This window comes from Chitinophaga varians, assembly GCF_014529945.1.
GTDB lineage: Bacteria > Bacteroidota > Bacteroidia > Chitinophagales > Chitinophagaceae > Chitinophaga > Chitinophaga varians.
The window spans coordinates 1016175-1043148 of sequence record NZ_JACVFB010000003.1; the positions used below are offsets into that span (position 1 = coordinate 1016175).

Sequence of the window (26974 nt, forward strand, 5' to 3'; positions counted from 1 at the left end):
GTTGGTACGCCCTTGTCATTTAGATATTTAGGTATTTAGAGATTTACTCTAAACCAAACAGCCCTTTATTCAGCAACTGCAGTGTTTTCTCCTTGAACTGGCCGTTCACCAGAATGGAAATGTTATGTCTGCTGCCACCATAGGAGATCATGCGCAGTGGCGTGCCCTCCATAGAGTTAAACAGCTTGGTGATGATAGAAGGTGTAGCGGCCACCTCATTACCAACGATGGAAACGATGGTCTGATGGTGGTCCAGTTCAACTGTACCAAACGGCTGCAGCTCTTTCAGGATCTGGTCCAGGTGTGCTTCGCTGTCGATGGTCAGTGACACGGCCACTTCAGAAGTGGTGATCATATCGATCGGCGTGCGGTATTTCTCAAATACTTCGAATATTTTCCGGAGGAAGCCATAAGCCAGCAACATGCGGCTGGACTTGATCTTGATGGCGATGATACCATCTTTTGCCGCGATGGCTTTAGCACCGTTGCCATTAGGCATTTCAGTGATGATAGTGCCTTTGGCTTCCGGTTGCATGGTATTGAGCAATTTAACCGGGATGTTAAAATGCTGCGCAGGCCAGATAGAAGCCGGGTGCAGAATTTTAGCGCCGAAATAAGCCAGCTCGGCAGCCTCATCGAATGACAGTTGCTCGATCGGGAAGGTTTTTTTCACCACGCGCGGATCGTTGTTGTGCATACCATCGATATCTGTCCAGATCTGAATTTCTTCCGCCTGGATGGCAGCACCGATCAGGGACGCGGAGTAGTCGCTACCACCACGTTTCAGGTTGTCTACTTCTCCTTTTGCATTCCGGCAGATATATCCTTGTGTGATGAATAAGGTCTGTCCTTTATGCTGATTGATCAGGTTACCCAGTTTAATTTTGATTTTAGGGATTTCCGGCTCTTCATATTCATCGATGCTCATGAAATCCAGGGCTGGCAGCAAGACGGCGGGAACGCCGGCTTCTTCCAGGGATACGCAGAACAGGCGGGTTGACAACAGTTCGCCCTGTGCGAGGATATCTTTATTCAATGCTTCATTGAAAGATATCTTCAGGATGATGTTCAGAAATTCAAAGTGTTCATCAATGATAGCTTTAGCGCTGGCGCGGCCAGCCTCCTGCTTCACCAGTTCATCGCAAAAGGTCCTGTAATGGCTTTCCAGCTTATCGATCTGCTGCTTCGCCTGTGCTTTTTTGCCTTCTGACAATGACTGGCTGATTTCCACGAGTGCGTTCGTGGTGCCTGACAGGGCAGACAGTACCACAATTTTCTGATCATTATCTGCTGTGATCAGTTGCGCTACTGAATGCATGCGCTCTGGTTTTCCCACGGAGGTTCCACCAAATTTTAACACTTTCATCTGAATATAATTGTTTTTGCCTGATTACCGGGAAAGCTGTCTGCTGGCCCGTTTCCGGCTGTTTATATGAATGATAGAAATTTAAAAATTCAAATTAAATTTAGCAGCTACCTCCTGCATATCTTTCACTACCGGCGCCAGCACGGGTATTCCGTTTTCGAGGCGGTGGTGGTGCATTTCTCTTTCCGGATCACCGGGAATGAGCACCTGTTTGCCTTCCACCGGCACTGCGGCCCTGAAGCGGCTGATCCAGGTGTCCATATGGGTTTTGAATTCATCTGCCGGACGGAACGCATCTACGCGCATGGCGCCGAAGAAGTGTCCCAGTCCTTCGCCCACCGGATCGGGAGCCAGCGGCAGGAAGCTCACAAAAGGAGGCGCCCATGGTCCGTAGTTGGCCCCTGAAAGGACGGCCGAAAATATATCAACTATTGCTCCCAAACAATACCCTTTATGACTTCCATGGTCACGGTCGCCGCCTAATGGCAGCAAAGCCCCGCCATCTTTGAGTTCGTGCGGGTTGGTACTGGGATGGCCATCTTTATCCTGAATCCATCCGTAAGGGGCTTCCTGGTTTTTGCGTTGCAGGATTTCTAGTTTACCGTTGGCCGCGGTAGTGGTGGCGAAGTCCGCCACGAAGGGCGGTTGTTCCTTGGCCGGGATGGCCACCGCGATAGGATTGGTACCCAGCATTCTTTCTCTCGCGAAAGTGGGTGCTACCAGGGGACTGGCATTGGTCATCGCCATGCCGATCATATCATGGTCCAGCGCTTTCATGGCATGGTAACCGGCGATACCGAAGTGGTTGGAGTTTTTAACGCTCACCCAACCGGTACCGGCAGCAGCGGCTTTCTGTATCGCCACTTCCATGGCAAAAGGCGCTACAACCAGGCCCAGGCCTGCATCTCCGTCTACCACAGCGGTGCTGGGTGTTTCGTGTACGATACGGATATTCGGACGGGCATTGATTCTTTTGGCTTCCCACAGACGCACATAGCCAGACAAACGGGCAATGCCGTGAGAATCTATTCCGCGCAGATCAGCCGACACCAATACTTCACTGGCCAGCATGGCGTGATCATGCGAACAACCCATGCGAATAAAAACTTCCCGGGTGAACTCCGTCAGATGATGATAAGAATAAATATGTTCCATGGTATAATCAGGCTTGAGCAGTGGGACCACCAAAATTCATGGGTACAGAAACGGGTTCCTGGTCCTGAATAGTGCCGTGAACAGATTCGTATTTTTTGATATTATCCTGTAAGGCTTTCATGAAGCGCTTAGCATGCTGGGGCGTGAGAATAATGCGTGACTTGACTTTTGCTTTCGGCAGGCCGGGCATCACATTGACAAAATCCACTACAAATTCGGCATTGGAATGGGTGATTATAGCGAGGTTGGCGTACTGCCCTTCTGCAATCTCTTCATTTAACTCGATGTTAAGCTGATTCTGCTCTTCGTGCTGATTTTCCATATCTGTATGATTTAGCCCTACAAAAATAGAAAAAGAGGGCTCAATGAGCCCTCTTTTTTTATGAGAAGCGGTTAAATGGCTTTTTTTACTGGTCCCACCACATTTTGGTAGTGAGAGAAATACCAGAAGGCACATTACCACCATTGTAGGAAAGTTCAGACTGCGGATACGGGTAACGTCTGGGAATTTCTTTACCTGCATTTTTGGATGTCAGCAACGGAAAGCCTGTCCGGCGCCAGTCGGTGAAGTTTTCAGCCTGCAGGTACATCGCATAATATTTCTGCGTCATGATGAGCTTCAGCTTATCGGCAGCGCTGGCGGCCGGATCATATTTCACTTCCGGTTTGGCCAGATAGCCTGTTGGGTCAGCTTTTACCGAGAGGAAAGAACCAAGTACGGCTGCTTCGTAGTGAGACTGCGCGTCCGCATCATGTCCGAGGCGAGCGTGGGCTTCCGCCAGGATAAAGTCCAACTCGTAGGCAGTCAACAGAAACACAGGGGAAGTTTTGGAATCGTAGGCACCACCGAGGTAAGGCCCTACCCTGTTATCCCCTATCGCCTTCATCTGATTAATCATGAACGACTGATCATAGGTGATGTAACCCGGACGTTGTGAATTGAACTGCTGCACCGGATTGGCTCTGGTAGGATCATTCAGGAAAGCCACAGCCGCCTCTTCACCCGCCGCAATAATACCGCCGGCTGCATTGGCAGCGTCGATTACCTTCTGTGCATAACCGGCCGGATCTTTTTTGGTCAGGTGGATCAGCATCCGCATCCGGTAGGAATTAGCAAATTTAATCCAGAGCGCAGGGTCGCCGCCATAAAGCACATCGTTGCCACCGGGCACCGGTCCCAGCTGTGGCTGTTTCATATCAGCGATACCGGCTGTAAGCAGACCATCGATGGTTTTATAGATGTCTTCCTGTTTATCATATTTAGGTTTGAATTTGAAATCCAATCCCTGAAAAGCGTCACTGTAAGGTATATCCCCCCAGAGGTCTGTACTGGAGCCCAATACGTAGGCGGTCAGTATTTTACTGGCGCCACTGTAGAAATACCATTTCTTGGGTTCTGACATTTTACGCAGTTCCACCAGGTTGTTGAAAGTACCCTGATAGAGGTTGCTCCAGCAGTTGGTCAGGTTATCTGCCACAATCTGGTACAACTGATAGTTCTTAAACTGTTGGCTGGTACCGTCCACCTGGTTGGTGAGGAGGCTGGCAGTGAGCGCCACGTCTGCGCCACCCAGCGTGTAGGCTGCCATTACTTCTGCACCCGTAAGGATCGCTGCAGGCGGGGCATCTACGGGCCTGTCCTGATCGGTGTTAACATCCAGATACTTTTTACATCCACTACCCAGCGCAAGCAGGGCCGCGAAACCAGCAGTGACAAGTGTTTTATTGAGAATAGTCATAACTTCTGTTTTTCGATTTTTCAATTAGAACTCAAATTTTGCACTGAAGCCGTAGGTTTTAGAGCCAGGGTTGTTGAAGTAATCAAATCCTTGTGCTTCCTGTGTACCAAAAAGACTTGTTTCCGGATCTACGCCAGTGTATTTGGTATGCAGCCAAAGATTTCTTCCTATAGCCGTCAGCGTTACCGCATTAAACCATGGTCTTTGTTTTTTGAAAACTTTAGCGCCTACGAGCCTGTAACCGATAGACACTTCGCGCAGTCTTACCCAGCTGGCATCCTGGATGAACGGTTCATTTACCACAAAGCCGCTGCCTACGCCGCTGTAATAGTCTGCATTGAGATCAGCTTTGATATCGTTTCTTTCTCCTTTGGTCACCAGATTGTTGCTACCGTCCAGATGGCCTTTTACACCTTCAAAGGTAGTCTGTGAGCCTCTGGCCAGTGTGTTGGCACTGGTACCGAAGTTGGTCATGGCGCCCCATGTACCATTCCACATGCTTTGGCCTTGTTTGGTTTCAATCAGGAAACTGAGGATGATACCTTTGAAATTGAACATATTTCCTACAGAGCCGGACCATTTGGGGTTTACATCACCCAGGTATTGTAACGGATCATATACGATCGGGTAGCCATAAGAACCGTCGCCGGGCGTACCTTCATCGTTGATCACGAGCCGTCCCTGTGCATCTTTCAGGTAGCCGGTACCATAGAGGGAACCATATTGTTTGCCTACGATAGCGGAAACGAAAATACCGGTGAAACCGTTGAAGTCGAAGCGGTCAATACCCTCCGCCAGCGCCAGCACTTTGTTTCTGTTCTGGGCATAGTTGAAAGTAAGGGTCCAGTCCAGATTTTTACTACGGACAGGTGTGATGCCCAACGTTACCTCATGACCGTGGTTCTGCATGGAAGCAGCATTCAGGAAGGCAGCACCATAACCGCTACTGGGCGCTATACTCACCTGATTTAACAGGCCCTTACTTTTACCGGTATAATAAGTATAATCGAGGGTTACACGACTATCAAAAAAGCGTAATTCTGCACCGGTTTCAAACTGATTGGTTTTTTCCGCAGTCAGGTTGGGGTTACCCAGTGTGCCGCTCTTGGAATATCCCACTAAACCGTTGTAAGGGAAAACGACACCGTTGGTCCATCCATCGCCGGGAGCGGTACGTGCATAATACGTTTGCAGGCTATAGGGGTTGAGGCCGCGGCCTACGCTGGAAAAGGCCACACGCACTTTACCGTAGGACAATACATCGCTCTTTATTTTCAACCCTTCGGTAAATACGTAACCGAGGCTACCGGAAGGATAGAAGAAGAATTGATTTTTCACCGGCAAGGTGCTGTTACCTTCATAGCGGCCGGTCAACTCCAGGAACAGATAATTGTTGAACGCCACATTGGCTTTACCATAGAAAGCAACCCTGCGTTGTTGGGAATTAGTGATAGACAATGTATTGCTACCGGTATTGGTAACGCCCTGGAAGTCGTTACCACTCAGTCCATCACCCTGGGTATGCAGGTATTTGGTTTTATAGTCATACACGTTTTGACCCACCAGGAAGGAGTAGTCAAACTGACCTGATTTTTTTGTGAACGTAGCAAACAGGTCATTGTTGATCACCAAAGTGCTCAACTGATCTTCGAAGTATTGTCCGTCAGGGAAACCACCGGAGCCTTTAGAATAAATCTGTTTGCGATTGTCAAGAGAATAATCTCCACCGAATCTTTCGGTAATGCTTAACCATTCAAATGGTTTGTAAACACCGCCTACGGTACCGAAGAAACGTTGCACATTATCCTTGAAGGGGTTCATGTTCACGGTCCAGTAAGGGTTGTCATAAATACCCCTGCCGCGGTAGCTGCGCTGGTCGCCGCTGTTATCCCCCAGGAGGTAAGCAGAAGGATCAGTAGGATCACTGGCGCCATTAGAGTTGTCGAAGGTGGGTGTTGTTCTCAAAAGGCCCAGCATGATGCCGCTCAGGTTACTACCCTGCTGTGCACGACGTCCGCCGGAGTTCACGTAGTTCAGCGTACTGAACACATTGAACTTGTCAGAGAATTTATAATCTGTGGAGAAAGCGATGGTGTTCTTTTTAAAATCCGTGAGTGGGATCATGCCCTTCTGATTGTAGATAGAAGCAGATACACGGTAAGTCAGATTAGGCGTACCACCGCTGATAGCCAGGTTATTCTGCGTACCTACACCTGTCCGGAAAAACTGGTAGGGGTCGTAGGCGATAGCTGGCTTACCGCCGGGGTTCTGGCTTTTGCCTACCAGCATACCATTTTTATCCCACAGATATGGTTTGCCGTCGAATACCAGCGTATCGATGGCCGGTCCGAATGAATAGGCTTTAGGTCCGCCGTCATCGCCGGGATGAGAGAGGTCGCCATAGCCCTGCGCATATTTATTTTGTCTATCCGGCAACTGGCTTACTTTATCGAAGTTGACAGTAATACCATAGGAGATATTAAAAGATCTGCCATCCGGATTTCTTTTTCCTTTTTTGGTGGTGATGATCACCGCGCCGTTGGAAGCCATACTGCCATACAAAGCGGCAGCAGCAGGCCCTTTCAGCATCGTAATATTCTCCACGTCATCGGGGTTGATATCCACCATTCTGTTGGATTGCAGTACGCCGGCGGTGCCTCCGCCATCGCTGGAGGTATTGGATTCAGTATTGTCTACCGGCAGACCATCAATGACAAACAATGGCTGGTTGCTACCCATGATGGTAGTCGCACCACGGAGTTGTACTCTCACCGGGGCGCCAGGTGTACCGGAAGCGGTCACGATGCTGGCCCCGGCTACTTTACCGGAAAGGGCACTAAGAGGGTTGGAAGGAGCTGTTCTGACTAATTCTTCGCCTTTAACGTCCTGAGCAGCGTAGCCAAGCGCTTTTTTCTCCTGACGTATACCCAACGCCGTTACCACTACTTCCTGCAGGGCTTTGGTATCTACCGGCAGGATGATATTCAGTGTAGGGTCATCTCCTACCGTTACCTCACGGGTGAGAAAGCCCACGCTTCTCACCACCAGCACTGCTTTTGAGTCTTTTACGGTGAGGTGGAAATTTCCCTGTTTGTCGGTAGTAGTACCGGTGGTCGTGCCTTTAATTTGTATGGTAGCCATGAGTACCGGGCTTCCGTCACTGCCCTTTACTGTGCCTGATACCTGCCGCTCCTGGGCATAGGTCAGGCTAACAATTGCCATAGGCATGGCAAAAAGGAGTAAAACCTTTTTCATAAAAAGATTCAAATTTTGGTTGAAAAAGAAAGTGGACACAGGTCCAGCATTATATCGTTGTCATAAACCTGATATACACAATACAATTGTATATACCGCTATCGGCATAAATAATTTCTAATCCGGCTTTGATTAAACTAATGATGACAGCAAAAACCACTTTTATAATCGCATATAGTCACAAGCAAACGAGCAAACAAGCAAATAAGATTAGCAAGTTGGAATAGCCATTGCTAAAGGGCACAGCTTTTTTTAAGGCAAAAGCGGCTCATTGATAGATTAGTTTTTTAGGATTTAGATTTTGGTTGAACACCCCCAAGTTATAAAAAAAAAGCTTTCTAGCTCCTTTGCAGTTAACATTTTTTTAACAGCAAAGGCCCCAAAGTATTTAATCGACTAATAATCACACGTTTACAACAACAAAAAATATATCGTTCTCTGAAGTCGTTACCATGATTGCAGCAATTGCAACTGAAAAAAGGTTTTTCTGTTTCCCATAATCATTTCCGGCCCTGTACCAATAGTGGACTGTCCGGAATACCTTACCTGATGCACACGCCACCAGCAAGACAACCTTCGGCTTATTTTCCACTTCGCGTTCAGGTAGTACTGCCAACCATCTCCATACAACATGGACACTGCATTATCATACAGCACGCTGCGTTCGTAAGCGTATATCCGTGCGTTATAGTCTGCCGTTCCGAAGCGGGCGAGTCTTACATCAAGCGTTAGCGGGCAGGCATGCGGATGCCAGGCGGCTTCCACATATCCCATCCACCCTGTTTTTCTGCCCGTGTCCGCTGCATAAATACTGTACTCTCCTCTCGCACGAAACTGCCAGCTGCGGCCGTGTGTCAACTCCCCTTGTATCCGTATGTGCGTTGACGTTACATCTGTTAAGACATTCAGCGCATTCCCCGGCATCTTTCTGTTTTCCGCACGGGTGGCATTAGTTATCCGCAGCGATAGCCGTTTGCGTTTGTTCGGCGTATAGGCTGCCTGCACAGAAAAGTCATGTCCGCCGGAGGGCGCATCGGCACGGTATTTCAGCCAGGGAAAACGAAAGAAGTCTGCATATCCCTCCAGCTTCCAACGGGAGCTGAGCAACATGCTGATGCCGGTATACCACCCCTGTTCGTTCACCGTCCGGTAACCGTCACCGAAGCTGCTTGTGTAAAAAGACTGATACGCTTTATCGTAATAGCGGTATACCATCGCCACATCTACCGTAGGCGCTACGCTGGCCACTGCGCCCTGTACCACGGCAGGTTTGCCGTTATCGCTGGCCGCCAGCTCGCCAAACAAATGCACATTCTTCCAGTAAGTCGCATAGTCTACGCTGGCGCCGGTTAACTGTGTTCCGGTAAAATCGAACTGGCTGTAAGGTTTCAATTCCCTTTGCAGCGCAGGCGTGAGCCGATGGGTAACGATATTGGCGCCCAGCTGCCAGCGATGTCGCTGATAACGGATACTGCCACCGCCACTCCACTGCTGCACAGTCCCTTTACGCGACAGCTCCGCCAGGGTGCGATGATAACCGCTTCGCTGCAAAGCAGTAGCATTCTCTTCTTCCTGATCATTTGATGGCGCCAGTGTGCCATCCAGCCGGCGCAGTGATACGAATGCTGTCGCCTGCCATGCCCGTTGCTCCCACGTAGCAGCGGCGCCCCGAAAGAAATTATTTTCTCCGGCAGCAGTATGTGGCCGTATCACATCCCCTTCCCGTTTCACCAGCATGGCTGCCGCTCCTTTACCATAGGCGTGTGCCTGCCACTGCAGCAACCCCTGTCCCAGGTTCACCGTGTAATCCCCCAGGGCGAAGGTTTTCAGCCATCCTGCGTTGCGGACAAACAGATGTGCGCTGTAATAGTCGAAGCCGTATTGTTTTGGAAACCCTCCCCATGGCTCACCGGCGTCTTTCTCCATGGTGATGCCCCAGCTGATATAACGCGGGAAACTATACCGGTACCGCAGCAGCACTTTATCCGGGCTGCCCTGATAGACTGGTGCGGCAGTGGCTGTAGACTGGTATCCGCGGGACTTTTCCAGTTGCCGGCCATAACGCAGCAGTAGGGTATGTCCGCCTTTATGCAGGTAGTCATGCAGGGAATAATGCGGCATCAGGTCGTTTCCTACTTTCACATAAGGCAACAACTGCCGTATTACATCCGGCTCAAAGCCCGGTATCGCCTGCAATTCATAGATACTAACGAGGTTGCCCAGCAGACGCCTGTAGGTAAGGAACTCCTGCACCTGTACAGCTGTCAGCATGCCTAACGACTGTAATGTGGACTCGTCTGCGGTATTCAGCTGTATCTTGTGCCGCATAAAGTCTTCCAGCTGCTGCCAGTTCTCATCATCATCTGAGGCGGCATCTGTGGCAGCCGTTTCATTCTCCAGCGCATTCTCCATGACGGCGGGCAATTCCGTTTCCTGTCTGGCGGTTACCCTTCCCCAGCTACCACACAGCAGCAGCAACATCGCTGTTATTCGGTACCATCCCGCTGCCATATGATAGTGGTTGAAGGGGTGAGGCCCAGTTGAGGATGGAAGCCGGCTGCAAACATGATCTGCAGCATGTGCCAATGAATAGTAATACCGGCATGCTGAAAGGGCGCACAGGTGGCAAATCCCCATTGCAGTGCCAGCGGCGGAACGATCCGATAGCTGGCCGTTGCTTTCAGCCAGGCGGTTTCATTGTCGGCTTTCCCTATTTCGGCGCTCAGCAAAAAAGCAGAGGAAGCTTCAAAGCCAATACCGGCACTGTATACAGTTGTCCCTCGCTGGGTGTGGCTAACGCGTATGCCTGTATGCCACTGTTCGCCGGCATGCCACAACAGGCCACCGGTCACGGCTACGCTGCTACGACTACCATATCCGGGTATCACTTCTGTAAGGTAGCTACCCTGTAGCCCCAGCCCTGCTTTCTTTCCCAGCCGCATGCCATAGGCCAGCCCCGTCTGTTGCCGGTAGTAAGCACTGCTGCCTAACCGCGTCAGCTGTAAACCAAACGCACCGGCACCTGCGGGGACGGCAGCCATTACCTCATAAAGCGGTATCTCTTTTAATAAAAAACGTTGTTCTGCATAGATGCCTGCTGTAAAGGCACGCAGACAAGACAACCCGGCGGGCTGATAAGCGGCGGATGCCACCTGTTGGAAACGACGGCTGTAACTGCCTGTGGCAGCATCTTTTCCGGCCGGCATCGATAAAGATTGTGCATACGTCATCAGAAAGTATGGCACACAAACAATGGTCAGTAACATTGGTTTCATAGCGGGGGTTTAACAAACAATTCCTATACAACAAACATACACCGCAGAAAAATGGCAAATGTTAATTACTTCTTAACGCGGGAAAATTTTTCTAAAAAAAACAAAACCCCGTCTGGCAGCAGCCAAACGGGGCGTAATAAGATGTTACCATCAGGATCAGAAAAGACCGTACAGTTGGGAATCTATTTTCGAAATAATTTCTCCGAGGTCTTCATCGCTCTCGGGGAATTTATTTTTATCGATATCAATTACCAGCAATGGACCTTCATTATATTTTTCAATCCAGTTGTTGTAATATTCGTTTAGCCGTTTAAGATAGTCGAGCCGGATATTTTCTTCATATTCTCTTCCTCTTTTCTGTATCTGCGCTACCAGCGTGGGAACGGATGCCTGCAGATAAATCAGCAGGTCCGGAGGTTTCACCATGCTTTTCAGCGTCTCGAAGAAATTGAAATAGTTATCAAAATCCCTTTTGGTCATCAGTCCCATCTCATACAGGTTAGGCGCGAAGATATGTGCATCCTCATAGATAGTGCGGTCCTGTATCACGGTCTCTTTTCCATTCTGGATTTCGAGCAGTTGTTTCAGCCTGCCGTTTAAGAAATATACCTGCAGGTTGAAAGACCAGCGGGGCATATCTTCATAAAAATCGTTCAGATATGGGTTGTGCTCTACATCTTCATACTGCGGATGCCATTTGTAGTGGCGGCAGAGCATTTCGGTGAGGGTGGTTTTACCCGCGCCGATATTGCCGGCGATCGCGATATGTTTGATTTTATTTTGTTTTGCCATGCTAATGAAAGGTCGTGAATACTGAAAAATGCTGACAGAAGTGATTACTCAAAATAGTTTAAACCAATGAGATTTCTCGCCTGTTGCAAAGTTTGTGCCGCATTTGCCCGGGCTTTTTCAGCACCCTCTTTCATGATCTTATGCAGGTAGGCGCGATTTTCCTGCAGGTCTTTGGCTTTTTCGCGGATAGGTGCGATGAATTTCACCATATCTTCTCCCAGCTGGGTTTTCATATCACCATAGCGGATCGTGCCAGCGTTAAAAGCATCTACATAAAACTTAACAGTATCAGGGCTGGACACCAGTTCCATCAGCACAATCAGGTTGGCCACGGATTCCGGCATCGGTTCACCTGGCACACCACCGCTGTCGGTCTTGGCTTTCCTCAATTTCTGGCGAATCTGCTCATCACTGTCAGACAAATAGAGGGTAGCCATTTCATTTTCGCTCTTGCTCATTTTACCTCCTTTGCCGTCGAGGCTCAGGATACGTACGAGGTTATCACCATAGTTAAAGGCCACCGGCTCCGGGAACAGTTCACCATAGCGCTCGTTAAAACGCTGCGCGAAGTTGCGGGCCATTTCCAGGTGTTGTCCCTGATCTTTGCCTACCGGCACTTTCACCGCACGCTGAATGAGGATGTCCACGCTCATCAACACCGGATAGGTCAACAGGCCGGCGTTCACGTTTTCCGGCTGTAATCTTACCTTGTCCTTAAACGTTGGTACTCTTTCCAGCTCACCTTTGTAAGCCAGCATATTCATGAGCAGATATAATTCAGCTATTTCCGGTACATGGCTTTGAGCGTACAGGGTCACTTTTTCCGGGTCGAGGCCGGAAGCGATGTTTTCCGCCAGCACCCGCATCACATTGGCTTGCAGGTCTTTCGGGTTCGGATGGGTCGTCAGCGAATGCCAGTCTGCCACAAAAAAGTAGCAGTCAAACTCTTCCTGCATCCGGATATAATTACGGATCGCGCCAAAATAATTGCCTAAATGCAAATAACCGGTGGGGCGTATGCCGCTCACCACAATTTCTTTTTCTGTAGCCATAACAGGGCGCAATTTAAAGAATAGCTGTTAGCTTTTAATAATCCCTTATCCACCGATCTGTAAAAAAATATCATAAAATGTCTAAAAAGGCGATGGCAGGCAGTTGAAAGCTCTCCGTTTATCCCTATTTTTGAGATACCATCATTTTGACAATTACATTTTATTATTTTTTGATTTAATTTGATTATGGAAGTGAACGACGCCCTGGTACAACAGTTAGCCGATCTCGCCAGACTGGAATTCAACGAGCAGGAGAAAACCGCCATCCGTGGCGATCTCCAGCGGATGATCACCTTTGTGGAGAAACTGAATGAACTGGATACTACCGATGTAAAACCGTTGTTACATCTTACCGCTGACTATAATGTTTTCCGGGAAGACAAGGCGATGACCACCCTCACCCGGGAAGAAGGCCTTCAAAACGCACCTGCGGCCACCTCTGAATACTTCGAGGTACCGAAAGTCATAAAGAAATAACCACATGCAAAAGTCCGTTATCCACCTGGAAGACATCAGAAAAAGCTATTTTTTAGGTAAAAATGAGCTACCGGTACTCAAGGGGGTATCCCTGGACATCTTTAAAAACGAGTATGTTGCCCTGATGGGGCCTTCCGGCTCCGGTAAATCTACCCTCATGAACATTCTCGGATGCCTGGACTCCCCTACCGCTGGTAAATATATCCTCAGCGGCCATGATGTGAGCAAGATGGAAGACAACGACCTCGCCGCTGTTCGTGGTAAGGAAATCGGCTTCGTTTTCCAGCAGTTCAACCTCATGCCCCGCCTCACCGCTCTCGAAAATGTGGCCATCCCCCTTATCTACGCCGGCATCGGCAAAAAGGAAAGAGAGGAAAAAGCACGTGAGATGCTCGAAAGGGTAAAACTGGGCGACCGCTACAAACACAAACCCAACGAACTTTCCGGTGGCCAGTGCCAGCGTGTGGCCATCGCCCGCGCCCTTGTTAACGACCCATCCCTCATTCTTGCGGACGAACCTACCGGTAACCTCGATACCAAAACCTCCATCGAAATCATGGACATATTCGGCAGTATCCACGCTTCCGGCAACACGGTAGTACTGGTAACACACGAGGAAGATATTGCCGATCATGCCAGAAGGATCATCCGCCTGAGAGACGGTGTCATTGAGTCTGACAGGGTTAACGAGAAAAAAGAAGCCCTGCTCAAATCATGACCGCTGCGTAATTCGTATTTTGCAGAAAAAAGACATGTCTCTTAAAATATACACCAAAACCGGGGATAAAGGCAAAACCTCCCTGATCGGCGGTACCAAAGTACCCAAGAGCGATCTCCGCATAGATGCCTATGGCACGGTCGACGAGCTGAACTCCTATATCGGGCTGGTCAACGATTACATGGCAGATCCGGACACCAAAACACTGCTGAAGGAAATACAGGACCGCCTGTTCACCGTCGGCGCGGCACTCGCCTGCGACCCTGATAAGGAAACCAAAATGCGTATCCCCGACCTCCACGAAGCAGACATCCAGCTGCTGGAAACCAGCATCGATAAAATGAATGAAGAACTGCCACCCATGAAACACTTCATTCTTCCCGGCGGTCATGTAGCGGTATCTACCTGCCACATCGCCCGCTGCGTATGCCGCCGCACCGAAAGGCTCTGTGTAGGCATGCAGGAGCACGAGATGTTCATCGAACCGCTGGTACTCAAATATATCAATCGCCTGAGCGACTACCTCTTTGTACTCGCCCGCTGGACCGGCCACAAGCTGGGCGTGGAAGAAATCCCCTGGAAACCACGGGTATAGTTTTTTTCTTAAATTCGCTACATGTTCACAGGAATCATTGAAACAACAGGAGAAGTTATGTCCACCCGCAAAGACGGCGGTAATCTCATTATCAATATCAAGTCGTCTATCGCCGGTGAACTCAAAATAGATCAGAGCGTTTCCCATAACGGTGTATGCCTTACCGTTACTAATATACAGGGCGATACCTACGAAGTGGTAGCTGTTGCGGAAACATTGCAGAAAACCAATCTGTCGCTGCTGGTGCCAGGCGCCAAGGTCAACCTGGAAAGAGCCATGGTCTTCAACGGCCGTATCGACGGGCACCTCGTACAAGGCCACGTGGATGGCACCGGTACCTGCGTATCCCGCCAGGAGCAGAACGGCAGTTGGCTGTACCGCTTCACCTATCCCACTGCCAACGCCGGCCTTATCGTGGAAAAGGGAAGCATCTGCATGAACGGCATCAGTCTCACCGTATTCGATATCACAGAAAAAGAATTTTCAGTGGCCATCATACCATATACGTTCGCCTTTACCAACGTACAATTTATGCACCCGGGACATCTTGTTAATCTGGAGTTCGATATTCTGGGCAAGTACGTAGCCCGGCAAATGGCGGTGCGATAAACAATAAGACTTTGAAAAAACACCTGCTGCTGTCCATATCATTGCTCCTTTGCCTGTTGACACATGCTCAACAGGCAAAGGTTGCCCGTATCAACGTGTGGTATGACACTACGGCTGTGGCCGAGCTCTATGACCGCGTACCTATCGGGCTGGAATTCGTGTACACCGACAGCAGCACCCGCCAAACCGCCGGCATGCTACGTGGTAACCTCCGCTGGAATAAAATACAGGTCAGCACTTCCAACGGCAATATCCGGGAGGGCATCCTCTATTTCAACCGGCTCCAGCTGGCAAAAGAACATTATCGTGTAACCATTACCGTTAACGGAGAAGGGGATACGCCACTCTCCAACACGCTCACCCTCCCTTATCTGGTGGGCATGCGTTTCAATCATTATGCGGACAGCATCAAACGCAACATCCGCTATTATATGAACGTAGAGGGGAAATTCAACAGCGGCCGGGTACTACCGCTGGACACCGCACAGCTGCGGTTCCGGACTTCTGCCGGCACGGTGATCGGGCAGGACGTATTGGTGGAACAAAATGATACGGCAAAAGCGGTGATCATCGAAGCGTGGTACAAAGCCAACCCCAACCTGTATATCCGTTCGGAAGTACCTATTAAAATAATGCCCGACCCCGATCTGCCGCCCCCACCGGGACAGTCAAGGCCACGGGGCCGGCGTCAATAAGATCTAAATCAGCGTACGCGCCTTCAGCTCCAGGTATTTGTTCACCACATTCAGCGTCAGGTGCTCCGGCGTACTCAGCAAAGACATAATACCATACTTGGCCAGTTCTTTCACGATCAGTTTCTTGTCGTAGGCAAACTTCTGGGCAATCGTCTGTTTGTAAATAGCTTCCACATCCACCGCTTCCTGCTCTGTAACCCGCTTCAGCTCTGTATTTTCAAAAAACACTACCAGCACCAGGTGATACTTCGCCAGTCGCCGCAGATAAGGCAACTGCCGTTGCAGGCTGGACATCGATTCAAAATTGGTAAATAACATCAACAACGAACGTTGTGATAAATGGCTGCGTAACTGCACGCTCAACGCCTCCAGATCACTTTCTTTCCACTGCGTTTCCTGCGCATACAGCTGCTCCAGTATCTTGTTGAGCTGCACCTTTTTATTGCTCGCAGGCAACACCTCCACGGCGCTTTCATTAAACGTGACCAGGCCTGCGCGGTCACCTTTGCCCAATGCCACACTGCTGAATACCAGTGAGGCATTGATCGCATAGTCCAGCAAGGTCAATCCATCAAAAGGCATCTTCATGGTACGCCCTTTGTCGATCACACAATATACCTGCTGCGATTTTTCCTCCACGTAGTTATTCACCATCAGATTACCGGAACGGGCCGTCGCTTTCCAGTTGAGCATACGCACATCATCCCCCTTCGTATAAGGTTTGATATGATCGAACTCCATACTATGGCCAATCACACGACGTTTATGTACGCCCATTTCATTGAGCCGGTTCATATAGGAATACAGGGAGAAATGGCGCAGCTGCTGAAAGCTGGGATATACCTGCACATCCTGCTCGGTGTTGAAAACAAAGCGACGGTTAACGATACCTAATGCGCTCTGTACAAAGACGTAAGTATATCCGAAATGATACACGCCTCTTTCCACCGGACGCAACTTATACCGGAACTCATATTCTTCACCGGCGGTTAGTTTCGCTGTCATCGCGAAATTGCGGTCCTGGAACTGAAACGGCAGTTCCTCCACCAGCGTTACAAATACCGGGAATGGATAGCGGTTGGTGCAGGTAACCACTACCTCATTTTCATCTCCGTTACTAAAGCGGGGACTGGCAGCACGTACGGCTTCGAGAATATTGGCCGGTCTCAGCACCAGCAATATTATATCGAGCAACAGCAATACCAGCAGCACCACGAAAGTCAATATGGCAACATTGTACAGCCCCGGCACAAAAAAGGAGATGATGAACAACAGGATGTTGGCACCCAGTCCCATGTACAGGCGATTGCTGAAAAACAGCTGCTGATACAAGTTGTTTTTTACAGTTGAAGACATATACAATCAGCTTATCGGGGAACCTCTACCATCTTGATGATCTGTGCAATCACATCATCGGTACGGATACCTTCCATTTCTTTTTCCGGTGTCAGCATAATACGGTGACGCAGCACGTGGGGGATCATCTCCACGATATCGTCAGGGATGACAAAATCTCTGTTACGCATCGCTGCCATGGCTTTGGCACAGTTCATAACGGCAATGGACGCACGCGGTGAAGCACCCAGGTACAATGAAGCATTCATACGGGTTTCCTGGATAATGGAAGCGATGTAGTGCAACAGCTTTTCGTCGATCCTTACCTGACGTACCAGGTTCTGGAACTCGATCACCTGCGTGGCCGTTACTGCTTTCGCGATTACCTTTGACAGGTCTGTGGCGCCATTCAGCCGTTGCACACTTTGAAGCACGGACACTTCCTCTTTCAGGTCCGGATATTTCACTTCTACTTTGAATAGGAAGCGGTCCAGCTGCGCTTCCGGCAAACGATAGGTCCCTTCCTGTTCTATCGGGTTCTGCGTGGCGATGACCATAAATGGACGGTCCAGATGATAAGTCGTGCCATCGTTGGTAATTTGTCTTTCTTCCATCACCTCAAAAAGCGCCGACTGTGTTTTGGCCGGGGCACGGTTGATTTCATCTATCAGCACGAGATTGCTGAAGATGGGGCCTTTCTTATATTCAAATTCCCGCGTCTGGGGATTGAATACAGAAGTACCCAGCACATCTGCCGGCATCAGGTCGGGGGTGAACTGTATTCTGGAGAAATCAGCGTCGATACACTGTGCCAGTAACTTAGCGGTGAGTGTTTTGGCCACGCCCGGCACCCCTTCAATCAGTACATGCCCTTGTGTGAGCAGGCCTGCTATCAGCAGGTCCACCATCTGGTGCTGTCCCACAATTACTTGTCCAATCTGTGCCCTGATAGCTTCCACGCCTTCATGCAAGGTGGTAAAATCAGTCCTGGGTTGAAAGGTATTGATATCCATTATTTCGTATTTAAATAAAAATGTTGAATGCGTTGATAGAAATGTTGTAATTGTTCGTCGCTTATCTGTCCGGCCAACTGTATCTGATGTACCATATTTATCAGGTCCCGTACTTCATTTTCCGGCATAGCCGATTTTTTAGACAGTGTCTCAACAAACTGTGCATTGAGATGATTGGTATTCAGATAATAACGGTGACGGATATACTCCAACAGATGCAGCGTCATTTTATGCGCCAGGTTGAAGTTATCGTGTTGCTGATAATACAGTTGACCGATGGCATCTACAAACTCGAGGGAATTGTTAGCCAGCACAGGTTTATCCGGGATAATGCGTTGTCTTCTTTTGCCTTCGAAGAGGACATACAGCAGCAGTAATAATACCGCCAGCCACAACGCCCAGCGCATCGAAGGATACCGCATCAGCACCTGCCATTCGCTGAAATCGCCGGCCTGTGCGCTTTCCTGGTGGCTGTAAAAATCATCCCAGTAAACATTGGGCGCATCGTCCGGCATATAAGACAGCTGTGTTTCCAGCGCCGCAATATTATCCTGTTCCAACAGGAAGTAGTTGGCGAACGTGTAAGGATTCAGCGATATAAAAAAGCAGCCGCGCCCGTGTACTACCCGGATAAAATTGGGTTTGCCTTTAAAATTGGAACCCAGCACTTTCGTATAGCCGGTATCGATAGCAGAGAAATAACTACCGGCCACCATCCCGCTGTAACTGTAGCTGGTATCCAGTGGCACTGATTTATCCTGATATCCCTGCACCTTAGTGGGAGTACCTGGCTGATAGTTAGTGCCCTCCACCACCTTGCATTTCAGCTTCTTCGCCAGCAAAGGGTCAATTCTATTAACGCTTACAAACAAATAGTTGCCGATGGACACATATTCCATCATAGCCGCTACATCCTTCTCTGTGGTGAACAGTTCGTTGGCCACCAGAATATAGTTGTTGCCTGCAAAACGAAGTTCCGATTCCTTTGCGTAGGTGGTAGCAAAGGGTTTCGTCACTACCTGAATAGAGTGACGGGTAAAAAGTTCCGGTAATGTTTTGAATGCCACATAAGCGCCACCAGCCTTTTTATCCTTACTGGAGAAAGATGATTTCTCCATTTTGGTAGATAGCCGGTCATTGTTCAGTGTTCCCTTTTTGCCAACAATAGCCAGCAATATTACCAGGAGCAATACAACGCCGATGATGATATAGGTGGTCCTGTTTTTCACGAAGCTTTGCCTAATTGGTTATTAAAATCCCTGAACTGCTGGTCCATGGTCCTGAAGTTGTCTGCACTGATCTCAAATCCGCCGTACCAGATATATTCATAGTCCAGCGTTAAGGTGGAAAACATTTTATAGTAGGGTGTATTCCGCATGCTGCGCAGATAATCGTTGTTGGTCTTTTCCCGTCCGGGTGTGATCAGTTGGCGGCTGGCCAGCTGAAACAGTGTATACAAATACCACCAGCGGATAGCCTGTCGTATTTCCCCTGCGGCAATAGCTGCGCGGATTTTTTCTTCGTACTCCGATGCGCTCTGCAGGTTTTCTTCCTGTATTTCTTCCAGACCATCTACCAGTTTTGGCTTTCGGAAGATACTCAGGTCATTTTTTACCATAAAACGATACAACAGGTATCCAAGTCCCCCTAACAGCAAAACGAGGATGACCCAGCTGAACTGCCAAAGGAAAAAGAATAGCTTCGCTATAAAACGGGCAACTCCTTCTCCGAATTTGGATGTTTTTTTAGGGTCTTCCGTGGGCTTGTCGCGATACTGCATGTCATCATCCGCTTTCAACGTCCTCATGGTATTTTCCTGCACGGCCCGTTTATCAAACGGCGGCAGTTGCACTTCTTCGCCATATTCATCCACGATAGGCGCAGCCTGTGTTTGCGTATTTTCTGTAGACAAATCTTCGTCTGTCAGCACCCCTGCGGGCGCGGTTGGCGCCGGAGGATTTTCTTCAGACAAAATAGCCGGCGGGGGGTCTGTCGGCGGCGGCGGGACAGATTGTGAAATGCCCGTCAGCGGTATACTCAGCAAGCATAACAACAGCAGTGACAGACTATATTTTCTGCAAATTCTTCTCATCATATTTACTGCTTTGAACGAGGCAATGGAACAATCACTTTACCGCTTTCACTGAGGCGGTATCCTTTACGATGCAGACGGATGGGATATACCACGAAATAGCCGATCATAAACAACAGCGAACCTGCGAGTATAAAGAGACTAAGCCACAATGGCATTTCAGTATAACGGGTCACAAATCCTTCCAGAAAAGCGGCCACCACGAAAATAGGAATCAGTGTCACCATGATCTTGATACCATCTTTGGCGCCTTTACGCAGGGAGTCTAATCGCTTGCGCGTGCCGGGAAACAAGAGGCTCTTCCCGAGGATAATACCGGCACACCCGGAGATAACGATACTGGAAATCTCCAGTGTTCCATGTATCCAGATCACCAGTATGGATTTGAAGCCCAGACCATGAGAAAAGAAAATATACTGGAACACACCGAGCATAATACCGTTGTGCAGCAACAGGTACAAAGACCCGGCGCCCAGGAAGATGCCGCCCACATAACACATCAGTGATACACGGATATTGTTGACAGCTATCTGCAGAAACATCAGTAATGGATTGCCTTGTTTATACACGCCGAAAGGGTCGTTGTTGGCGATGTTCCGCTCAGTCATGTTCACATATTCATCTCCCAGAAATCCCCTGACGAAAGTTTCATCATGCGCAGAGGAAAATGCGCCGATAATACAAAACAGCAGAAAAAAACAAAGTGTAAACAACAACAACCGATGGTACTGCCGGAATAACAGCGGCAGTTCATACCGGAAAAACAATTGAAAACGGCCTACCTCTTCTTTACGGTTTTGATAAATACGCTGGTAAATACCGGCTGCCAGTCCGTTGATATAGCGGGTTACTTTACTGAAGCTATAGAATGTTTTGGCGTAGGAGAGGTCATCCAGTAAGGAAACAAATCTTTCCGCCATTTCATCGGGGTCCTCCGTCGGCTCCTCCTGGATTTGTTTCCAGCGGGGCAAATTTTTCTTGATAAACAACGATTCTCTCATAATGAGTCAAATTCCCTTTTTTTGAATCCGGATATCTACCTACAGTATAAGGGGAGTATCGGGCAAACATACTAAATCGTTTAACAATATATAAACAAATATGTAAATTTGAGTATGAGCAACATAAAAATACCAACTTCCTTTAACATTGACCTCGAATTTGAAACGGCGGACGCGATGACGCGTTTTCTCGCCTGGCTCATTGATTTCGGGATCAGGGCGGCCTATGTGCTGCTGGCCTTTATAGCCCTTTCGGCGCTTAACATAGGTAGTGACGCCCGGATGGTGTTCATCATATTGGTGATAATGATACCTGTCATGTTGTATTTCCTGATTACGGAAATAGCCATGGGCGGACAATCTCCCGGTAAAAAAATGTTGCACATGAAAGTGGTAAGCCTTACTGGCAACCAGCCTACCGCCAGCCAGCATCTTATCCGGTGGATATTCCGGATGATAGAATCTCCGCTGATGGCAGGGCTGTTTTTCATACCGGTGATCCTGCCGATCGTGACGATGTCGCGCACCGCTTACAATCAGCGCCTGGGCGACCTGGTGGCCGGTACCATCGTGATCAACACCAAACGCAAAGGCAGCATTGAAGAAACCATTTTTCGTGATATGTCTGCTTCCGATTACCAGCCGCAGTTTCCGCAAATCATGCGGTTATCCGACCGGGACATGAACAAGGTGAAAGAGTTGCTCGACAAAGCGCTGCTGGCCGGAGATGAAGTACTGGCCGCCAAAGTGGCGCATCGCGTAAAAGAGGTGCTGCATATTCAATCTGAGCTGCCCAACACCAGCTTCCTGGAAACCGTGTTGAACGATTACAACTACTACACCACGCGCGACAACTGACGTGAATAATATTCAACAGGAAGGCCGAAGCATGTTGCTTCGGCCTTTGTTTTTTTGAAGAAGTTTTATTTGTTTTTGATCACGGTCGTATTCGTCCACTGGTCATGCCATGGGGTATCGAACAAGGCCGAGAAGGCTTCAAAGGGGACCAGCCTGGAAAAAATCCGGCCAAATGCCTGCCCGACACTGATAGGTTCTTTGTCCAAAGTAACCACACGGGTATTGGTCACCATTTTTCCGATGGTACGGCCGCCGGCAAAGGCTTCCATACAGACAAAGTACCCAATGTACCAGATAAAAAGAAACGGTAACAGCAAGAGTGCTCCCGGAATAACATTCAGTAACAGCGCCATACCCAGATCGATAATAATCATATCAATGAACAGGTTGGCAAAACGTTGCCCTTTAGAGGCATATTCGAAAATAACGGGTTCCTGCAGATCAGACAGCAGATCTGTGGATTTGGATTGATCAATTGACTCCATAGGCCGGGATAAAAAATGTTTAAGATGATGTTGTCAAAAAACAAAGACCGAAGCGGGGTTCACCCACTTCGGCCGTTGTTTTTGAAGAAGATATTTGCACTGACTTATTTGCTGCTTACAACTGTGGTATCAGTCCAGGTATCGTGCCAGGGAGCGTCGCCAAACAGCATGCTGAATGGTTCAAAAGGCACCCATCTGCAAACGGTACGCAGCATGATTCTGCCGGTGGTCAGTGGTTCGCCGCTGGTGCTCACCACACGGGTGCCGGTTACCATCTTGCCCACGGTACGACCGTCTGCAAAGCCTTCCATGCAGGTGTAATAGGCGAGGTTGACGATGAGACCAATCGCGATGCTTTCAAACGTTCCTAATCCCAGTATCGCAGCAAATATATTCTGGGCTACGCCGAGAATGATGCTGTCGATCAGCAGATTGGCAAAACGTTGCCCTTTGGAGGCGCGATTGAAGTTTACAGGTTCCTGCAAATCAGAGAGCAGGTCGGTGTTCTTGGTTTGGTTAAATGAATCCATAGGTTCAAACAGTATATAGAATTAAAAAATAGATTTCCAACAATTAAACGAGGTTTTTGCCGATTGAATTAATATCCTGTTGTGGCCGGGGAGCGTTGGGGTCGCCTGCGGGTCCCTGGTATATGATAGTCCGGTCGAATGCAATGATAGCGATGAAGATGTAGCCCAGGAATATCAGTCCCAGCGTAAAGCCAAGGCCTTTGCCGAAGCTTTTACTGAGGAGGTCCATTGCCATAATGGCGAAGATAATATTCACAACGGGGATTAAAAACATCAGCAGCCACCACCATGGTTTGCCGATGATACGCAACAGAATAAGTGTGCTGTAAATGGGGATAATGCATTCCCAGCCTTCAAAACCTGCCTTCCTGTATACTTTCCACATGCAGATAATGGAGAAAACAGCAAGGCCGAGGCAAAACCAAATAAAGGGGAGCATCATGGCGAAAACGGCACCACTATTGGCGTTGTCCATAAGAATATAGTTTTGAATGAAAGAATAAAGACAGGGGCCATCACATGTTTTAGCGCGCTGTCTGGGATTAAAACATCAACAAGATACACAAAAATTCAAGTATAACAATTCAAGTGCATACATATTTAGTTGATTTTTTAACTGGAAAATAATACGTGCAGGAGGCTGATCCAACATTTTTTTTGAGATTTCTTTTACAAAATTTGGATTTTCAGTGGATTGCATTACCTTTGCAACCGGCAAGTCTTATACGACCAGCTCCTGCTGAACTCCCCCAGGACAGGAATGTAGCAAGGGTAGGTGGTTGAAGCGGTGCGATATAAGTAACTTGCCTTTTTTCTTTTTATAAAGGTCATTAGTTGCTCGTCAGTAGTCATCTGGTTACTATTTGCTCACCTCTTCACTAATGACAGTGTACTCCACAAAATGACGCAAATCGAGTCTTTACAAACTAATTCTTAATAGTATGAAATTCTTTATCGATACAGCTAATCTCGATCAGATAAGAGAAGCTCATGATCTCGGCGTACTGGATGGTGTTACCACCAACCCGTCCCTGATGGCCAAAGAAGGTATTAAAGGGGAAGCTGCTATCCTGAAACATTATGCAGACATCTGCGAGATCGTAGACGGAGATGTGAGCGCGGAAGTATTTTCTACCGATTTCAAATCTATCGTGGAAGAAGGTAAGAAACTGGCCGCTATCCACCCCAACATCGTTGTGAAAGTACCGATGATCAAAGAAGGCGTGAAAGCCATCAAATGGTTCTCTGAGAACGGTATCCGTACTAACTGCACCCTGGTATTCTCTGCCGGTCAGGCTATCCTGGCTGCTAAAGCCGGTGCTGCTTACGTATCTCCTTTCATCGGTCGTATTGATGACAGCAACTGGGACGGTGTGGAACTGATCGCACAGATTGCTCAGATATACAGCCTGCAGGGCTTCAAAACAGAGATCCTCGCAGCATCCATCCGCAGCGCTCTCCACATCGTTAAATGTGCGGAAGTAGGTGCTGACGTATGTACCTGCCCGTTAGATTCCATCCTCGGCCTGCTGAAACATCCGTTAACGGATATCGGCCTCGCCAAGTTCCTGGAAGATGCCAAGAAAATGTAATTTTTAAGATATTTTTTAGATGGTGTATCCCCGGTGCAGTTCTTGCGCCGGGGATTTTTTTTGTAAATTGTTACCACTAAAAACCATTAACCGGATGGGGAAATACATTCTTGCGCTGGACCAGGGCACCACCAGCTCCCGCGCCATCATCTTCGACCACGATGGCAGTATAAAGGCTACTGCTCAAAAAGAATTTAAACAGATATTCCCCCAACCCGGATGGGTGGAACATGATGCCATGGAAATATGGACATCACAGGCCAGCGTAGCCGCGGAAGTACTGCTCAAAGCGCGCATCTCCGGTGAAAACATCGCGGCCATCGGTATCACCAATCAACGGGAAACCACCATCATATGGGACCGCCAAACCGGCAAACCCGTTCATAACGCCATCGTATGGCAGGACCGCCGCACCGCCGCCTATTGCGATAGCCTCATCAAAGAAGGCAAAGAACAACTGATCAAAGACAAAACCGGTCTCCGTATAGACGCCTATTTCTCTGCTACCAAAATCAAATGGATACTGGACAACGTACCCGGTGCCAGGGCAAAAGCAGAAGCCGGCGAACTGGCCTTCGGCACAGTGGACAGCTGGCTCACCTGGAATTTCTCCAACGGACACCTGCATATCACCGATGTGAGCAACGCCTCCCGCACATTGTTGTTTAATATCCACGACATGAAATGGGATGAAGAACTGCTCACCCTCTTCGGCATCCCTGCTTCCATGCTGCCGGAAGTAAAACCTTCCAGCGAAGTGTACGGCTACTCCGAAGCCACCCTCACCCCCTATCGCATCCCTATTGCCGGCATCGCCGGTGATCAGCAGGCGGCACTCTTCGGACAGATGTGTACCGAGCCCGGTATGCTGAAAAATACCTATGGCACCGGCTGTTTTATGGTACTCAATACCGGCGACAAGCCGATCCCGTCCAAAAATAACCTGCTCACCACCGTGGCGTGGCAGATCAACGGCAAAACTACCTACGCCCTCGAAGGCAGTATCTTCATCGGCGGAGCAGTAGTACAGTGGCTGCGTGACGGCCTCGGTATCATCCGGCATTCCGCTGATGTGGAAAAGCTGGCCGCTACCGTGCCGCACAGCGATGGCGTATATTTCGTGCCGGCCTTCGCCGGTCTCGGTGCTCCCTACTGGAACCAGCATGCACGCGGCACCATGGTAGGCATCACCCGCGGTACCGGTGCGGCACATATCGCCCGTGCGGCACTCGACAGCATCGCTTTCCAGACCATGGACGTGCTCAAAGCCATGGAAGGCGATGCCGGCATGCCTATCAGTGAACTGCGCGTCGATGGCGGCGCCACCAGCAACAACCTGCTTATGCAGTTCCAGTCGGACCTGCTGCAGGTACGCGTGGTACGTCCGCATATCACCGAAACCACCGCGCTGGGCGCCGCTTACCTCGCCGGCCTGGCTGTCGGGTACTGGGACAGTATTCCGTCCATCGCCCGTCAGTGGAAAGTAGACGCCACCTTTGAACCTTCAATGGAAACAACACAACGCCAGCAACTTTGTAAGGACTGGAAACGCGCCATCAGAGCAGCCCAGGCCTGGACAGAAGAAGACTAAAAAATTCCACCCATGTCACCATTCTTAGCCGAAATTATCGGAACAGCAATGCTCATCGCCCTCGGCGACGGGGTAGTCGCCAACGTAGTACTCAGCCGCTCCAAAGGTAATCAGGGCGGCTGGATCGTCATTACCATGGGATGGGCCATGGCGGTATTTATCGGGGTATTCTGCGCCGGGCAATACAGCGGCGCCCACCTCAACCCCGCCGTAACCATCGCGCTGGCGGTGAAAGGCTCCTTCAGCTGGGCGCTCGTACCCTCCTACATCGCTGCCCAAATGCTGGGAGCCATGCTGGGCGCCGGCCTCGTATGGCTCTGCTATAAAAAACACTTCGATGCCACCACCGATGCCGCCAGCAAACTGGGCGTGTTCTGCACGATCCCGGCTATACGAACACCAGGCTATAATTTCCTCACCGAATTTATTGCCACACTCGTTTTTATACTGGCCGTCTTTTATATCACCAAACCCGCCAGCGGCATCGGTTCCCTCGACGCGCTGCCCGTAGCTTTTGTAGTACTGGCCATCGGCCTCTCCCTTGGCGGGCCTACCGGCTATGCCATCAATCCCGCCAGAGACCTGGGCCCGCGTATCATGCATGCCCTGCTCCCCATCTCCGGAAAGGGCAGCAGCGACTGGGCCTACGCATGGATACCCATTGCCGGCCCCATTGCCGGAGCAATAGCTGCAGCGGTGATATACAACGTTTTTCTGGCATCGTGATCTGTAATCCCAGGGCTCACGCC

General features: G+C 49.3%; 26 protein-coding genes and 1 other RNA gene. 10 read left to right on the forward strand and 17 right to left on the reverse strand.

The genetic code is table 11. The features are described 5' to 3' along the window. Positions 1–43 precede the first annotated feature (43 nt). The 9 genes from ICL55_RS18520 to trpS all read right to left on the reverse strand — a co-directional run bounded on the left by ICL55_RS18520 (position 44) and on the right by trpS (position 12634). A complete protein-coding gene (locus ICL55_RS18520; RefSeq protein ID WP_188099939.1) occupies positions 44–1366 on the reverse strand; it encodes an aspartate kinase in 1323 nt (440 codons plus the stop codon). A gap of 81 nt (positions 1367–1447) precedes the next feature. Next, positions 1448–2521 carry an Ldh family oxidoreductase gene (locus tag ICL55_RS18525; protein ID WP_188099941.1) on the reverse strand — a complete coding sequence of 358 codons (1074 nt, stop codon included), beginning with the start codon at positions 2519–2521 and terminating at the stop codon, positions 1448–1450. 7 nt (positions 2522–2528) lie between these two features. Further along, positions 2529–2843, reverse strand: coding sequence for a DUF3467 domain-containing protein (locus tag ICL55_RS18530; protein ID WP_078667062.1), 315 nt, complete (start codon positions 2841–2843; stop codon positions 2529–2531). 85 nt (positions 2844–2928) lie between these two features. Continuing rightward, the gene (locus ICL55_RS18535; RefSeq protein ID WP_188099943.1) at positions 2929–4260 is read right to left on the reverse strand and encodes a SusD/RagB family nutrient-binding outer membrane lipoprotein; all 1332 of its coding nucleotides are present in this window, start codon (positions 4258–4260) and stop codon (positions 2929–2931) included. A gap of 24 nt (positions 4261–4284) precedes the next feature. Beyond that, complete coding sequence (locus tag ICL55_RS18540) at positions 4285–7515, reverse strand: SusC/RagA family TonB-linked outer membrane protein (protein ID WP_188099945.1); 3231 nt, start codon at positions 7513–7515, stop codon at positions 4285–4287. 447 nt (positions 7516–7962) lie between these two features. Beyond that, positions 7963–10026 (reverse strand): ComEA family DNA-binding protein, encoded by a 2064-nt coding sequence (locus tag ICL55_RS18545; RefSeq protein WP_188099947.1) that lies wholly within the window; start codon positions 10024–10026, stop codon positions 7963–7965. Next, positions 10002–10790 carry a hypothetical protein gene (locus ICL55_RS18550; protein ID WP_188099949.1) on the reverse strand — a complete coding sequence of 263 codons (789 nt, stop codon included), beginning with the start codon at positions 10788–10790 and terminating at the stop codon, positions 10002–10004. The genes ICL55_RS18545 and ICL55_RS18550 overlap by 25 nt, the downstream gene beginning before the upstream one ends. A gap of 156 nt (positions 10791–10946) precedes the next feature. Then, complete coding sequence (locus ICL55_RS18555) at positions 10947–11582, reverse strand: deoxynucleoside kinase (protein WP_188099951.1); 636 nt, start codon at positions 11580–11582, stop codon at positions 10947–10949. A 44-nt stretch (positions 11583–11626) separates the two neighbouring features. After that, entirely contained in the window at positions 11627–12634 is a 1008-nt protein-coding gene (gene trpS / locus ICL55_RS18560) for a tryptophan--tRNA ligase (protein WP_188099953.1), read from the reverse strand. 186 nt (positions 12635–12820) lie between these two features. Between trpS and gatC the strand changes: the two genes are divergently transcribed. Genes gatC through ICL55_RS18585 form a run of 5 tightly spaced genes read left to right on the forward strand, consistent with a single transcriptional unit; the run spans position 12821 to position 15728 of the window. After that, positions 12821–13111: an Asp-tRNA(Asn)/Glu-tRNA(Gln) amidotransferase subunit GatC gene (gene gatC / locus ICL55_RS18565; protein ID WP_188099955.1), complete on the forward strand. Its 291-nt coding sequence runs from the start codon at positions 12821–12823 to the stop codon at positions 13109–13111. Between the two features lie 4 nt (positions 13112–13115). Next, positions 13116–13829: an ABC transporter ATP-binding protein gene (locus ICL55_RS18570; RefSeq protein ID WP_188099957.1), complete on the forward strand. Its 714-nt coding sequence runs from the start codon at positions 13116–13118 to the stop codon at positions 13827–13829. Between the two features lie 34 nt (positions 13830–13863). Continuing rightward, positions 13864–14424 (forward strand): cob(I)yrinic acid a,c-diamide adenosyltransferase, encoded by a 561-nt coding sequence (locus ICL55_RS18575; protein WP_188099959.1) that lies wholly within the window; start codon positions 13864–13866, stop codon positions 14422–14424. 21 nt (positions 14425–14445) lie between these two features. After that, positions 14446–15033, forward strand: a complete 588-nt coding sequence (locus ICL55_RS18580; protein ID WP_168871812.1) for a riboflavin synthase — start codon at positions 14446–14448, stop codon at positions 15031–15033. Positions 15034–15044: 11 nt separating this feature from the next. After that, positions 15045–15728: a hypothetical protein gene (locus ICL55_RS18585; RefSeq protein WP_188099961.1), complete on the forward strand. Its 684-nt coding sequence runs from the start codon at positions 15045–15047 to the stop codon at positions 15726–15728. Between the two features lie 3 nt (positions 15729–15731). On the opposite strand, the gene ICL55_RS18590 is transcribed toward ICL55_RS18585, so the two are convergent. The 5 genes from ICL55_RS18590 to ICL55_RS18610 are packed head-to-tail and all read right to left on the reverse strand — an operon-like array spanning position 15732 to position 21169. Continuing rightward, positions 15732–17084: a DUF58 domain-containing protein gene (locus ICL55_RS18590; RefSeq protein ID WP_188099962.1), complete on the reverse strand. Its 1353-nt coding sequence runs from the start codon at positions 17082–17084 to the stop codon at positions 15732–15734. A gap of 11 nt (positions 17085–17095) precedes the next feature. Further along, positions 17096–18076, reverse strand: a complete 981-nt coding sequence (locus ICL55_RS18595) for an AAA family ATPase (RefSeq protein ID WP_188099964.1) — start codon at positions 18074–18076, stop codon at positions 17096–17098. Further along, a complete protein-coding gene (locus tag ICL55_RS18600; protein ID WP_188099966.1) occupies positions 18076–19305 on the reverse strand; it encodes a DUF4350 domain-containing protein in 1230 nt (409 codons plus the stop codon). Before ICL55_RS18600 ends, ICL55_RS18595 begins: the two co-directional genes overlap by 1 nt. Then, positions 19302–20171 (reverse strand): hypothetical protein, encoded by an 870-nt coding sequence (locus ICL55_RS18605; RefSeq protein ID WP_188099968.1) that lies wholly within the window; start codon positions 20169–20171, stop codon positions 19302–19304. Before ICL55_RS18605 ends, ICL55_RS18600 begins: the two co-directional genes overlap by 4 nt. A gap of 2 nt (positions 20172–20173) precedes the next feature. Further along, the gene (locus ICL55_RS18610) at positions 20174–21169 is read right to left on the reverse strand and encodes a stage II sporulation protein M (protein WP_188099970.1); all 996 of its coding nucleotides are present in this window, start codon (positions 21167–21169) and stop codon (positions 20174–20176) included. Positions 21170–21283: 114 nt separating this feature from the next. Between ICL55_RS18610 and ICL55_RS18615 the strand changes: the two genes are divergently transcribed. Beyond that, positions 21284–22027 (forward strand): RDD family protein, encoded by a 744-nt coding sequence (locus ICL55_RS18615; protein ID WP_188099972.1) that lies wholly within the window; start codon positions 21284–21286, stop codon positions 22025–22027. A gap of 65 nt (positions 22028–22092) precedes the next feature. Here ICL55_RS18615 and ICL55_RS18620 read toward each other — a convergent pair whose 3' ends face one another. The 3 genes from ICL55_RS18620 to ICL55_RS18630 all read right to left on the reverse strand — a co-directional run bounded on the left by ICL55_RS18620 (position 22093) and on the right by ICL55_RS18630 (position 23517). Further along, the gene (locus tag ICL55_RS18620) at positions 22093–22512 is read right to left on the reverse strand and encodes an RDD family protein (RefSeq protein WP_188099974.1); all 420 of its coding nucleotides are present in this window, start codon (positions 22510–22512) and stop codon (positions 22093–22095) included. A gap of 104 nt (positions 22513–22616) precedes the next feature. Continuing rightward, entirely contained in the window at positions 22617–23042 is a 426-nt protein-coding gene (locus ICL55_RS18625) for an RDD family protein (protein ID WP_188099976.1), read from the reverse strand. Between the two features lie 43 nt (positions 23043–23085). Continuing rightward, positions 23086–23517, reverse strand: a complete 432-nt coding sequence (locus tag ICL55_RS18630) for a DUF5684 domain-containing protein (RefSeq protein ID WP_188099978.1) — start codon at positions 23515–23517, stop codon at positions 23086–23088. 237 nt (positions 23518–23754) lie between these two features. Between ICL55_RS18630 and ffs the strand changes: the two genes are divergently transcribed. The 4 genes from ffs (at position 23755) to ICL55_RS18650 (ending at position 26951) form a co-directional block, all read left to right on the forward strand. Next, positions 23755–23854, forward strand: an RNA gene (gene ffs, locus ICL55_RS18635) — signal recognition particle sRNA small type. Positions 23855–23983: 129 nt separating this feature from the next. Beyond that, complete coding sequence (gene fsa, locus ICL55_RS18640; protein ID WP_078667044.1) at positions 23984–24634, forward strand: fructose-6-phosphate aldolase; 651 nt, start codon at positions 23984–23986, stop codon at positions 24632–24634. A 94-nt stretch (positions 24635–24728) separates the two neighbouring features. Next, positions 24729–26225 (forward strand): glycerol kinase GlpK, encoded by a 1497-nt coding sequence (gene glpK, locus ICL55_RS18645; protein WP_188099980.1) that lies wholly within the window; start codon positions 24729–24731, stop codon positions 26223–26225. Between the two features lie 12 nt (positions 26226–26237). Next, on the forward strand, positions 26238–26951 hold the full coding sequence (locus ICL55_RS18650; RefSeq protein ID WP_188099982.1) for an MIP/aquaporin family protein: 714 nt from the start codon (positions 26238–26240) through the stop codon (positions 26949–26951). Positions 26952–26974 lie beyond the last annotated feature (23 nt).

What these genes read in the sequence shown, in the direction of transcription:
- ICL55_RS18535 (WP_188099943.1), bottom strand. Translation starts at nt 4,260, where the DNA reads ATGACTATTCTCAATAAAACACTTGTCACTGCTGGTTTCGCGGCCCTG.
- ICL55_RS18620 (WP_188099974.1), bottom strand. Translation starts at nt 22,512, where the DNA reads ATGGAGTCAATTGATCAATCCAAATCCACAGATCTGCTGTCTGATCTG.
- ICL55_RS18630 (WP_188099978.1), bottom strand. Translation starts at nt 23,517, where the DNA reads ATGGACAACGCCAATAGTGGTGCCGTTTTCGCCATGATGCTCCCCTTT.
- ICL55_RS18590 (WP_188099962.1), bottom strand. Translation starts at nt 17,084, where the DNA reads ATGTCTTCAACTGTAAAAAACAACTTGTATCAGCAGCTGTTTTTCAGC.
- ICL55_RS18650 (WP_188099982.1), top strand. Translation starts at nt 26,238, where the DNA reads ATGTCACCATTCTTAGCCGAAATTATCGGAACAGCAATGCTCATCGCC.
- glpK (WP_188099980.1), top strand. Translation starts at nt 24,729, where the DNA reads ATGGGGAAATACATTCTTGCGCTGGACCAGGGCACCACCAGCTCCCGC.
- ICL55_RS18550 (WP_188099949.1), bottom strand. Translation starts at nt 10,790, where the DNA reads ATGAAACCAATGTTACTGACCATTGTTTGTGTGCCATACTTTCTGATG.
- ICL55_RS18595 (WP_188099964.1), bottom strand. Translation starts at nt 18,076, where the DNA reads ATGGATATCAATACCTTTCAACCCAGGACTGATTTTACCACCTTGCAT.
- ICL55_RS18555 (WP_188099951.1), bottom strand. Translation starts at nt 11,582, where the DNA reads ATGGCAAAACAAAATAAAATCAAACATATCGCGATCGCCGGCAATATC.
- ICL55_RS18530 (WP_078667062.1), bottom strand. Translation starts at nt 2,843, where the DNA reads ATGGAAAATCAGCACGAAGAGCAGAATCAGCTTAACATCGAGTTAAAT.
- ICL55_RS18580 (WP_168871812.1), top strand. Translation starts at nt 14,446, where the DNA reads ATGTTCACAGGAATCATTGAAACAACAGGAGAAGTTATGTCCACCCGC.
- ICL55_RS18545 (WP_188099947.1), bottom strand. Translation starts at nt 10,026, where the DNA reads ATGGCAGCGGGATGGTACCGAATAACAGCGATGTTGCTGCTGCTGTGT.
- ICL55_RS18520 (WP_188099939.1), bottom strand. Translation starts at nt 1,366, where the DNA reads ATGAAAGTGTTAAAATTTGGTGGAACCTCCGTGGGAAAACCAGAGCGC.
- ICL55_RS18575 (WP_188099959.1), top strand. Translation starts at nt 13,864, where the DNA reads ATGTCTCTTAAAATATACACCAAAACCGGGGATAAAGGCAAAACCTCC.
- ICL55_RS18605 (WP_188099968.1), bottom strand. Translation starts at nt 20,171, where the DNA reads ATGATGAGAAGAATTTGCAGAAAATATAGTCTGTCACTGCTGTTGTTA.
- ICL55_RS18615 (WP_188099972.1), top strand. Translation starts at nt 21,284, where the DNA reads ATGAGCAACATAAAAATACCAACTTCCTTTAACATTGACCTCGAATTT.
- ICL55_RS18610 (WP_188099970.1), bottom strand. Translation starts at nt 21,169, where the DNA reads ATGAGAGAATCGTTGTTTATCAAGAAAAATTTGCCCCGCTGGAAACAA.
- trpS (WP_188099953.1), bottom strand. Translation starts at nt 12,634, where the DNA reads ATGGCTACAGAAAAAGAAATTGTGGTGAGCGGCATACGCCCCACCGGT.
- ICL55_RS18570 (WP_188099957.1), top strand. Translation starts at nt 13,116, where the DNA reads ATGCAAAAGTCCGTTATCCACCTGGAAGACATCAGAAAAAGCTATTTT.
- ICL55_RS18525 (WP_188099941.1), bottom strand. Translation starts at nt 2,521, where the DNA reads ATGGAACATATTTATTCTTATCATCATCTGACGGAGTTCACCCGGGAA.
- ICL55_RS18540 (WP_188099945.1), bottom strand. Translation starts at nt 7,515, where the DNA reads ATGAAAAAGGTTTTACTCCTTTTTGCCATGCCTATGGCAATTGTTAGC.
- ICL55_RS18625 (WP_188099976.1), bottom strand. Translation starts at nt 23,042, where the DNA reads ATGGATTCATTTAACCAAACCAAGAACACCGACCTGCTCTCTGATTTG.
- gatC (WP_188099955.1), top strand. Translation starts at nt 12,821, where the DNA reads ATGGAAGTGAACGACGCCCTGGTACAACAGTTAGCCGATCTCGCCAGA.
- fsa (WP_078667044.1), top strand. Translation starts at nt 23,984, where the DNA reads ATGAAATTCTTTATCGATACAGCTAATCTCGATCAGATAAGAGAAGCT.